The sequence below is a fragment of the Metabacillus sp. GQ13 genome (genome assembly GCF_059758525.1).
Map to the genome: position 1 here is coordinate 109083 of NZ_JCAXET010000017.1, position 8122 is coordinate 117204.

Genomic DNA, 8122 nt, shown 5'->3' on the forward strand with positions numbered 1-8122 from the left:
TCTCTTTGTTTATTCGCATCCTTTTTTTCAATACGTTTAATTGTACTATTAATTACTGCTTACTCATCTACTTAATGGTTTCTATTAGAGTTATTTCTGATCGATGAACTAATATTACATCACTGTTTCCAGAGTCAGCACTTTTTAGTTCGTAATATCCACTAGAGTATGAATAAATGACCTCATATAATTCCTCATTATAAATAACCTGCAATAGTAAACCACCTTTGTTAATAAATTTTATAGAGTCCAATACCCTGATTTTTAATGACTTAAACCATTTTTTACTCCGATAAGAAATTTTTTTATAATCAAAGCTGTTTTTACAACAAAAGGTCTGCTTTATATATATCGTTATTTGCTATAAAAATCCATTGGGCGATTTTTATAAGTCATGAGAAAAAACCTTATTAGGAAAGTACTTTAATCAACTACAATATTAGCAGTCATAGGAACACCGTGACCTTCATGTGTATGAATATCACATATTAACTGGTATGTGCCTTCTTCTTCAAAATATAAAGGTACGATTGTTTCCTCACCCTTTTTGACAGTTCCTTTTATGTTTGTTCCTTTAATGTAAAATGGGTGTTCTTCTCCATTTACTCCAAAAATACTTAAAGAAACATCTGTATCTTTCGGAATTACAATTGTACCAGGGTCCCATCGATATGCTTCAATTTTCTTTCCATCAGCAGTTGTGGTTTTGAATTCCCCAGTTACCATATTAACGATCAGTTTTTGACTTTGTTTCTGATCAGGTTTAAAGGTAGGAACTGTTTCATTAGTGTAATAAAACGCACCACCGACAAAGATAGCTGCAAAAACAATTAGCACCCATTTTTTTTTAATAATTAATAATTTCATCAGAGACCCTCCTCTTAAAACATGTCTACCCTATCTATATGACAAAATGATCGAGAACTTGTCTAAAAGATTTTCTTTTCATAGAAGAATCTAGCTAACTATCGAGGTATTTAGTCATATTCTCCTGGCTTTAGACAGAAGTGTTTGAAGTATGTAATAGGTGGTATATGAACAAGTGTACAATATCAAAACCTAAAGAAGGATTTCAAAATAAATAACGAGAACAGCAGAATGAGTAGGGAAAAAGCTGGTCGTCAAGGTGGTAACACGAATGCTCAAGACCATGATTCGGAGTTTTTTGAAGATATCGGACGAAAAGGTGGAGAAAAAACGTCGTGTGATCATGATAAAGAATGTTATCAAGAAATTGGAACGAGGTGGCAATAACACTCGCTCTAATAGATAGATTGTTTATTTTCAAAAGGAAACTATTTTATTATGTCAATGAAAATAGAACATTTATCAAAAAGTGGTTACAAGCTAACACAAATTAAGGGAAAAACAAGGTTAACAATCAATAGAATTGACCTTCTCCAAAAAAACAACAATCTTTGCGAAACCATTCTTTTATTTAAATTAATTTTGTGATATAATAATATAGCGATGAGCTGAATTGTGTAAGCCGACGGACATGCCAACTGGCAAAATGCACGATGTGGCGTGCAGTCTTTCGCCTCAATACGCAAAAAAGACGTCTTTATGACGTCTTTTTTTTATGTAATAAGATAAAAATAATAAGAGGTGGTTTTATGAGAAAGCCTTCCATATTATTTATTGGAGCGGGCCGTATGGCTGAGGCGATTATTTCTGGTTTACATAATAAAAGTAGTGATCAAATAAATAATGTGTTCATAACCAATCATTCTAATCCTGAAAGATTGCAAAAACTATCTGAATTGTATGGTGCTATTCAAATCCAGGATTGGATAGGGGCAATTAGGGAAGTAGAGATGATTGTTCTCGCTATGCCTCCAGAAGCGCATGAATCAGTTCTAGGTCAATTAAAGGGCGTTGTAACAAACCAATTTATCATAACAATCGCAGCAGGTATTGATCCAACATTTTTAGAGGAGAGACTTCCTTCTGACACTGCTGTAGGGTGGATTATGCCTAATACAGCTGCTCAAGTAGGACACTCCATTTCTCTATATACCTTTGGGAAAACAGTCACAGAAAAAAACAAACAACAAATGGATCTTATCGTAAATTCGATTGGAAGTTCACAACTTTGTTCAGAAGCGGATATTCATAACCTTACAGCAGTTACAGGAAGTGCACCAGCATTTATTTATCAATTTGTTGAATCACTTATTGGCATAACAGAAAAGCTCGGAGTCTCAAACGAAATTTCACACAAATTAGTAACCGAAATGGTAATTGGTTCATCTGAAATGTTGAAAATAGGAAAATCACCATTAGAACTAAGGGATCAAGTTACAACTCCTGGTGGTGCAACTGCAGCAGGACTTGATGTTCTGAGGGCGAGTGGGTTGGATTCAATGATTCAAAACGCTATTATCGCAACTAATAAAAAAGCAAGGGGATCAAATTTTACTGAGTAATTTTTTAGGACCTTGTAAATATGAAAAGGAAAAATCCTCGTTAATAAGTTCCTTAACGAGGATTTTTCTAGAGCTCACTTTCGATTATATGATTCTTGTTTTTTTCTATAGCCACTAAGAAGTAAATAAGACTGATAGCCTTTTCTAATCCTCTCCAGAAACCAATAAGGAAGAGAGAGGTGTATCTTCTTAAATAAAGGAAAATAAAAATAATAATATACTTTTTTAAAATGGTTCCATTTTGGGCAAGAGTAAGGCTTTAAAAAATCAGATACATCGACAATATATCCTCTACCACCATTCATTATGATATTCTTGCCATGTATATCTGTAGGATTTAATCCTTGGGATTTAGCATATGAAATGGCATTGTCTACATCGGCTATCACAGTTTGTGGGACATAAATGCCATCTTTAAACGCTTGATAAAGGGTGATACCAACTAACTTTTTTAGTACAAGGTATCTATCACCATAGTCTTCGAGATTTGAAAAAGAGGCGTGTTCTCTTAGTTGTCTGTATACACTTATTTCTTCTTCGATTCCTTTTCGATTTTCAGCATAAACTTTTACAACTTTACCAACAAGTGAAGGGTGTGTAAAAACTGCTGCGAAATTACCTCTTCCAATCAGACTCCAGTCCTCGGGGATGTTTTCCACAAGGACAGGATCATAAGGATTAATACTAATGATTGATATGTTATTAACTAAATTGTTATTTATCCAATACATGTTACACCTCTATGTCAATAACCGTAAAATGTCTCTCAAAAGTTATTGGTTTATAAAATAAGCTACTGTTATAAATAAGATTATTTTTATAGTTCTACTTGGTAAAGCGGTATGAAACAAATCAAAAATAACTTAGCGAACTAGTCATAATGAATAATAGCTCGTAGGTAAGCTCTATCTAAAAAACGAAAAACCACCAAATAATCATATGGTGGTTTTTGTCTGTGAACTCATATCAAGTGAGTCTCATCTAATCAATAGTGAAAAAACACTAATTGAAAAATTAAATTTCATTATAATATTATTCTTTTTTTAGACTTACTGCTGAAAAATTCTCTAACACTGGTAAAGTACGTTCTTCTTCAACCATAGTGTGTCCACAAAGAGGACAGTTAGGCTTTTCGTCAGATTTAAAGTTGTCTCGCATCCAACCATTACAATCATCAGATCCACAAGCCCATATCTTTAATGTTACCTCGGGTGGTTTTTCGACTTGCTGTTGAAATCTCATTTAGACACATCCTTTAGTAAGGAGATTTTGTACTACATACATTATACACTTTTTTCCTTACAATATGTATAATAGTTAAGAATTTCCTCTCAATATGTTAGATAGTAGTTCTATTTTAGAGATTAGGTTTTTAAGATATGACAAAAACGAAGAGTAATGATTCAAATGAAAGGATGGTATCAGTTAAAGAAATGAATCTTTTTTTATGGCTGTTTTCCAAAGATTGTTGATTACCGTACAAAGGACATATTTTAAGTATATCTTCTTGCACTTTTCGCTAAATTACTCTGATATTCTATGGAGATTGCATTAATTTAGATCATAAAAATCCAAATTTTTATAAGTACTAGAGCAACAATCTTTTAGAAAAGAGCCTTTATTCACTGAAGAAGTCTATTGAATAGTAACCTCTTCACACAGAAGTAATGAGATTATAAGTCTGACTCCCTTTAGCGGAATACAAAGTAGTCAGACTTCTATTAATTCTTATTCTTCAATTAGTTCTGATATAGCAACTTGAGTTCTTTCCTCAAGTGGTCCTCTTAAATGACACGTAACCTTCTCTTGGTCTTCATGCAACTCATCAATCCAAATGGAACTGCCATTATACAAAACTCTTACATCTGCTGATGATGATAGTATTTGTTTCACACGATTTATATCCACATAAAAACCTCCTCTGATCATTTCCTCTATTTTTTCCGAATATCATATATTTTATCCTTCCCTTTTATAGGGCGACTTATTTCTTTTCTGTTTTTTAAAGGGAAGATATTTTCCGTAGGTTAAAGAACGCCATAACCACTCCATTGGGCCATTGAGAAACTTGGTTAGCCACAAATAACTAATGATAAATTGTGCGTAAAATAGTAGAAGGCTAATGATAGTACCACTAAAGAGTCCAATTTTTCCATACATATTAAAAAAACGAACAAGACAAATAGAGATTATTGTTTGGAACAAATAATTTGTCAAAGCCATCCTTCCTATGTAGCTAAACGGGTGTAATAAGCTAGCAATTTTCTTATATTCGGTAAGTAAAAAAAGTGAAGACATATAAAAAATACTCAGTGTGATTCCACTTAAACTTGTAAGGAACACTACAAGGTTCTTCCCATTAGATCCACCATCAAAATATGAAGTTATAATCAGTCCATTAATTAGAATTAGTGGCATTGATATCACAAAACTAATTTTCCACAACTTCCGTATAAACATGTGGTTTGTATTGTTATGGGTATATAATTTCTTCCTACCAGCATACAAGCCAAGTAAAAACATTCCTAAGATGGGAATCATTGCAATAGGAAGCTGATATAGAATAGGTAGTACTTCAACTTTTAATCGATAAAGAACCATGTCGAGATATGGAGCATCAGAATAAACGCTAAAATAACTAGACACGTTTTGTCTTTGCTGGTGAGAGACTGTTGAATCATCAACAGATATAAAGATAGATGCCCCAAGTAATATATGATAAAAAGCTAGTAAAGAGAAAGCCCAGTAGATAAGATGCCTGTCAGGAAGTTTATGAAAAGCGATAAGAAATAATCCAGTTATCGCATAGAGATGTAAAATATCACCATACCAAAGAAAAATAAGATGTAAAAGTCCAAAAATTAAAAGGAAAGCCATTCTTTTCACAAAGAGTGTAATACCATTATTTTTTGAAATGAATAAGTAAAACCCTAATCCAAATAGGAAAGAAAAAATCGGATAAAATTTCATTTGAATAAATAGTTGAAAAAAAAACGAAAGCCATTCTTCTAAACCATGATAACTAATTGTTATATCATAATATATTTTTTTGAAATGGGGGGAATGAAAACTTTGCATATTTACTAATAAAATACCAAAAAGAGCAACTCCACGGATAATATCTAATAGGGGAATCCTTCTGTTGTTTTGTATCATATAATTATTACTCCTTTACGCATAAACGGCTATGTTTAACTAAACCTATAAAAAATGCGGGTAATTTAAGGTGGTAAATATAATGGACTTACACCTTTTGTGGAAGGCAGTCATCATTGTACTCGGTGGTACAATTTTATTAAGAATCGCAGGTAGAAAATCAATCTCGCAAATGACTCTTGCTCAAGTTGTCATTATGGTTGGTATTGGATCATTATTAGTTCAACCATTAGTTGGTAAAGACATCTGGAATACATTGTTTGTTGGTCTCATATTGGTTTTGACCCTTGTGCTAGTAGAAATTGGTCAATTAAAATCAGATAAAATTGAAACGTTTATTACCGGCAAATCTAAGATAGTAATAAAAAATGGTGAAATACAAGAAAACCAACTGAAAAAACTTAGATTAACAGTAGATCAGCTTGAAATGAAATTAAGACAATTAAGTATAATGAGTATTGATGATGTTATGTTTGCTACGTTGGAGCCGAATGGTCAATTGGGAGCTCTTTTAAAAGAGGTCAAGCAGCCAGCTACAAAAGGAGATATATTAAAAATCTTAAATGAAATTGACCTGTTAAAACAAGCAATAATTCCTTTGTCAACATCGATAAAGATTGACGGAAATGACAAGGATACTAAACATGCTACAACATTTTCAGAAGTATGTAAAAATCAACATCAAACAGAATACCCAAAAAGACTTCAATAAAAGGTTTTGTTTCGTTAGAAGCGTACAATAGTTTCTATATATATATATTTTTTCAATCCGTGCATTCAATTTGAAAAAATAGCCAAACTAGAATGGTGGAAAAACTATTAATAAGGAGGAAGATTATGTTTAAAAAATTATTTTTGGCGATGGCGATTTTTTTATTGGTCATCCCGACTGTTACGCACGGAGCAATTAAAACATTTAATGAACCGCCTTTCGAGTTTTATAAAGTGTCCAAAGGGGATACATTTTGGTACATAGCACAACGCTATGGATTGGATTACAAAAAATTAATGGCTTTAAACCCATCAATTGAACCGAGAAATATGCAAATTGGGGAAGTTATTCGCTTAAAACCTAGTGCACCAAGTCCTAGCGGGTTTGAAGAACAAGTCGTCCAACTAGTAAATCAAGAAAGAGCAAAAGCAGGATTAAAACCGCTTACTCATCGTGCTGATGTGAAAAATGTCGCACAGAAAAAGGCTGAAGATATGATTAATTCTAATTATTTTTCACATACAAGTCCTAACTACGGTTCTCCATTTGATATGTTAAAGACTTTTGGAATTAGCTATTCCAGTGCAGGTGAAAATATTGCAAAGGGTCAAAAAACACCTCAGGAAGTAATGAATGCTTGGATGAATTCTTCAGGCCATCGTGCAAATATATTAAAACCTGAATATGATAGCATTGGTGTTGGGTTTTACCAAGGGGCATGGGTGCAGATGTTTATTAAGGGAAGGTAAACGAAGATAGCAAATGAGGAATATTATTTCTAATAATATTCCTCATTTTTTTATGGTTAATGATGACTACACAATAACATAAAACATATCAAAAACTTTAAATAAGCCAGTAATTTTGAGCTGAAATAACCAGTTCCAACAATTGATCTTATCAGATATTATCTGAATGGAGATGGTGTAAGAGAATGGAAGACTGAATGCCATTTGTAATAAAACAGGAAAAGATCCTAAACCTTTATCTAAGCTATTAGAAGCTTAAACAAACAATACATTACACTAAACTTTGTTCATCACACTTCCCGTATTATCTAAAGCTCCGATCTCTTGATGCAACCTCCCTCCTGATACCTCAAAATAGTTTCGAAGCTGCAGAACCCGTTATAACAATTTTCCTAGAAATGTGTTCAGATCCAATAAAAACTGCAACGAATGAAAAGACTGTAATTGTTTAGCTTACTAACTTCAAACTAGACTTAAAGAATTTGTATTAACAGAGGGTTCTCAAGTGACATAATAAGATAAATCGAACAAATTGTTGACATTATCATTCAATTGTTTATTGCCGTTACTTACAAAAGACACGGTTTAATTTTTTCCGTATCCTTTTAAAATTGAAATTCATCAAACATGTTGCCTCTCTAATAGGGGTGCATGAAATAAAATACAGGATATCTTGACCTGTCAATCATTCCTTTTGAATAAGCAAAGCAATTTTAGGATCATTAAAACGAGCACCTGCAGGTATATCCTTAACATTCGCAGGTATAAGGCCTATTCATTTATGGTTGCTCGTTTTCTATCTGAGTTAGAAGTAAAGGGGTGTGAGATTTAAGAAGTTTAGAGATTGTCTATTTCTGTCTTATTATTATCATAATTAAAACGTATTGCAGAAGGGATTTTACAAAATAATAATCCATTAATTGGTCCTTTTTTAAAAGTTAGGTATATTGTAGTATTATTTAAGTCGCAGCAAATGAAACTTTAAATTATATATTTTATTTATATGATTTTTATTATCTTAGAAAAGTTATTGACAGTTTGTTTTTATCATGTTAAATTATAAACCTAGCATTAAT

10 protein-coding genes are annotated in these 8122 nt (G+C 32.4%); 4 read left to right on the top strand and 6 right to left on the bottom strand.

The features are described from left to right. Positions 1-67 precede the first annotated feature (67 nt). On the bottom strand, positions 68-214 hold the full coding sequence (locus AC6CHR_RS19760; RefSeq protein WP_498250740.1) for a hypothetical protein: 147 nt from the start codon (positions 212-214) through the stop codon (positions 68-70). 209 nt (positions 215-423) lie between these two features. Then, complete coding sequence (locus tag AC6CHR_RS19765; RefSeq protein ID WP_498250741.1) at positions 424-867, bottom strand: cupredoxin domain-containing protein; 444 nt, start codon at positions 865-867, stop codon at positions 424-426. Positions 868-1098: 231 nt separating this feature from the next. Here AC6CHR_RS19765 and AC6CHR_RS19770 point away from each other — a divergent pair, with 231 nt between their 5' ends. After that, positions 1099-1254, top strand: a complete 156-nt coding sequence (locus AC6CHR_RS19770) for a stress-induced protein, KGG, repeat-containing protein (RefSeq protein WP_498250743.1) — start codon at positions 1099-1101, stop codon at positions 1252-1254. A 362-nt stretch (positions 1255-1616) separates the two neighbouring features. After that, positions 1617-2429, top strand: a complete 813-nt coding sequence (gene proC / locus AC6CHR_RS19775; RefSeq protein ID WP_498250744.1) for a pyrroline-5-carboxylate reductase — start codon at positions 1617-1619, stop codon at positions 2427-2429. A gap of 74 nt (positions 2430-2503) precedes the next feature. Here proC and AC6CHR_RS19780 read toward each other — a convergent pair whose 3' ends face one another. From AC6CHR_RS19780 to AC6CHR_RS19795, 4 genes are all read right to left on the bottom strand, one after another. Beyond that, positions 2504-3160: a serine/threonine protein kinase gene (locus AC6CHR_RS19780; RefSeq protein WP_498250745.1), complete on the bottom strand. Its 657-nt coding sequence runs from the start codon at positions 3158-3160 to the stop codon at positions 2504-2506. A gap of 301 nt (positions 3161-3461) precedes the next feature. Beyond that, positions 3462-3671 (bottom strand): cold-inducible protein YdjO-related protein, encoded by a 210-nt coding sequence (locus tag AC6CHR_RS19785; RefSeq protein ID WP_498250746.1) that lies wholly within the window; start codon positions 3669-3671, stop codon positions 3462-3464. Positions 3672-4157: 486 nt separating this feature from the next. Continuing rightward, entirely contained in the window at positions 4158-4337 is a 180-nt protein-coding gene (locus AC6CHR_RS19790) for a small, acid-soluble spore protein, H family (protein WP_498250747.1), read from the bottom strand. 51 nt (positions 4338-4388) lie between these two features. Then, positions 4389-5585, bottom strand: a complete 1197-nt coding sequence (locus AC6CHR_RS19795) for a DUF418 domain-containing protein (RefSeq protein WP_498250748.1) — start codon at positions 5583-5585, stop codon at positions 4389-4391. A gap of 82 nt (positions 5586-5667) precedes the next feature. On the opposite strand from AC6CHR_RS19795, the gene AC6CHR_RS19800 reads away from it, so the two are divergent. Both AC6CHR_RS19800 and AC6CHR_RS19805 read left to right on the top strand, forming a co-directional pair. Then, complete coding sequence (locus AC6CHR_RS19800) at positions 5668-6297, top strand: DUF421 domain-containing protein (protein ID WP_498250749.1); 630 nt, start codon at positions 5668-5670, stop codon at positions 6295-6297. Between the two features lie 125 nt (positions 6298-6422). After that, positions 6423-7046 carry a CAP domain-containing protein gene (locus AC6CHR_RS19805; RefSeq protein ID WP_498250750.1) on the top strand — a complete coding sequence of 208 codons (624 nt, stop codon included), beginning with the start codon at positions 6423-6425 and terminating at the stop codon, positions 7044-7046. Positions 7047-8122: the final 1076 nt, after the last annotated feature.